General features: G+C 51.4%; 3 protein-coding genes and 1 pseudogene. All 4 read right to left on the bottom strand.

The features are described from left to right. A partial coding sequence (locus ACP0KA_RS27845) for a major capsid protein (protein ID WP_424632201.1) occupies positions 1-207 on the bottom strand: 207 nt, incomplete at its 3' end. Positions 208-262: 55 nt separating this feature from the next. Continuing rightward, the gene (locus tag ACP0KA_RS27840; RefSeq protein WP_001297109.1) at positions 263-595 is read right to left on the bottom strand and encodes a head decoration protein; all 333 of its coding nucleotides are present in this window, start codon (positions 593-595) and stop codon (positions 263-265) included. A gap of 9 nt (positions 596-604) precedes the next feature. Beyond that, positions 605-1,009: pseudogene (locus ACP0KA_RS27835) on the bottom strand (S49 family peptidase); the annotation flags it as partial. 19 nt (positions 1,010-1,028) lie between these two features. Beyond that, the gene (gene blaTEM, locus ACP0KA_RS27830; protein WP_063314631.1) at positions 1,029-1,889 is read right to left on the bottom strand and encodes a TEM family class A beta-lactamase; all 861 of its coding nucleotides are present in this window, start codon (positions 1,887-1,889) and stop codon (positions 1,029-1,031) included. Positions 1,890-2,121 lie beyond the last annotated feature (232 nt).

The raw sequence follows: 2,121 nt of genomic DNA, 5'->3' as shown, positions 1-2,121 counted from the left end.
AATTCCTCGAGGGGAACGGATAACCTCACCGGAAACAATCGGCGAAACGTACAGCGCCATGTTTACCAGTCCCGGAATTTGTGAGAGATAGACTTTCTCCGTGGTGAAGGGATAGCTCTCACGGAAAAAGAGACGCAGAAACAGCGGATCAAACTTAAATTTCTGCTCATTTGCCGCCAGCAGTTGGGCGGTTGTGTACATCGACATAAAAAAATCCCGTAAAAAAAGCCGCACAGGCGGCCTTTAGTGATGAAGGGTAAAGTTAAACGATGCTGATTGCCGTTCCGGCAAACGCGGTCCGTTTTTTCGTCTCGTCGCTGGCAGCCTCCGGCCAGAGCACATCCTCATAACGGAACGTGCCGGACTTGTAGAACGTCAGCGTGGTGCTGGTCTGGTCAGCAGCAACCGCAAGAATGCCAACGGCAGCACCGTCGGTGGTGCCATCCCACGCAACCAGCTTACGGCTGGAGGTGTCCAGCATCAGCGGGGTCATTGCAGGCGCTTTCGCACTCAATCCGCCGGGCGCGGTTGCGGTATGAGCCGGGTCACTGTTGCCCTGCGGCTGGTAATGGGTAAAGGTTTCTTTGCTCGTCATAAACATCCCTTACACTGGTGTGTTCAGCAAATCGTTAACGGCATCAGATGCCGGGTTACCTGCAGCCAGCGGTGCCGGTGCCCCCTGCATCAGACGATCCAGCGCAGTGTCACTGCGCGCCTGTGCACTCTGTGGTGCTGCGGCCAGAATGCGGCGGGCCGTTTTCACGGTCATACCGGGGGTTTCTGCCAGCACGCGTGCCTGTTCTTCGCGTCCGTGAGCCTCCTCACAGTTGAGGATCCCCATAATGCGGCTGTTTTCTGCCGCAACCGCTGCGGTGATCTGCGCGTTCACGTCCGGCTGCGCCGCGCTGGCGTTCTCGCCCTCCGTCGCTGGCACCACGTCAGTAACGTCAGCCTGCGAAGCAGTGGCTGAAACAGTTGTTGATTGAGTCTCTTTGGTCATTCGCCCTCGAGTAAACTTGGTCTGACAGTTACCAATGCTTAATCAGTGAGGCACCTATCTCAGCGATCTGTCTATTTCGTTCATCCATAGTTGCCTGACTCCCCGTCGTGTAGATAACTACGATACGGGAGGGCTTACCATCTGGCCCCAGTGCTGCAATGATACCGCGAGACCCACGCTCACCGGCTCCAGATTTATCAGCAATAAACCAGCCAGCCGGAAGGGCCGAGCGCAGAAGTGGTCCTGCAACTTTATCCGCCTCCATCCAGTCTATTAATTGTTGCCGGGAAGCTAGAGTAAGTAGTTCGCCAGTTAATAGTTTGCGCAACGTTGTTGCCATTGCTACAGGCATCGTGGTGTCACGCTCGTCGTTTGGTATGGCTTCATTCAGCTCCGGTTCCCAACGATCAAGGCGAGTTACATGATCCCCCATGTTGTGCAAAAAAGCGGTTAGCTCCTTCGGTCCTCCGATCGTTGTCAGAAGTAAGTTGGCCGCAGTGTTATCACTCATGGTTATGGCAGCACTGCATAATTCTCTTACTGTCATGCCATCCGTAAGATGCTTTTCTGTGACTGGTGAGTACTCAACCAAGTCATTCTGAGAATAGTGTATGCGGCGACCGAGTTGCTCTTGCCCGGCGTCAATACGGGATAATACCGCGCCACATAGCAGAACTTTAAAAGTGCTCATCATTGGAAAACGTTCTTCGGGGCGAAAACTCTCAAGGATCTTACCGCTGTTGATATCCAGTTCGATGTAACCCACTCGTGCACCCAACTGATCTTCAGCATCTTTTACTTTCACCAGCGTTTCTGGGTGAGCAAAAACAGGAAGGCAAAATGCCGCAAAAAAGGGAATAAGGGCGACACGGAAATGTTGAATACTCATACTCTTCCTTTTTCAATATTATTGAAGCATTTATCAGGGTTATTGTCTCATGAGCGGATACATATTTGAATGTATTTAGAAAAATAAACAAATAGGGGTTCCGCGCACATTTCCCCGAAAAGTGCCACCTGACGGATCGCTTGCCTGTAACTTACACGCGCCTCGTATCTTTTAATGATGGAATAATTTGGGAATTTACTCTGTGTTTATTTATTTTTATGTTTTGTATTTG

The sequence above is a fragment of the Bradyrhizobium sp. SYSU BS000235 genome, assembly GCF_049747295.1.
Taxonomy (GTDB): domain Bacteria; phylum Pseudomonadota; class Alphaproteobacteria; order Rhizobiales; family Xanthobacteraceae; genus Afipia.
Note: the sequence above shows the minus strand (reverse complement) of the source record. Positions and strands in the feature narration are given on the sequence as shown.

What these genes read in the sequence shown, in the direction of transcription:
- ACP0KA_RS27840 (WP_001297109.1), bottom strand. Translation starts at nt 595, where the DNA reads ATGACGAGCAAAGAAACCTTTACCCATTACCAGCCGCAGGGCAACAGT.
- blaTEM (WP_063314631.1), bottom strand. Translation starts at nt 1,889, where the DNA reads ATGAGTATTCAACATTTCCGTGTCGCCCTTATTCCCTTTTTTGCGGCA.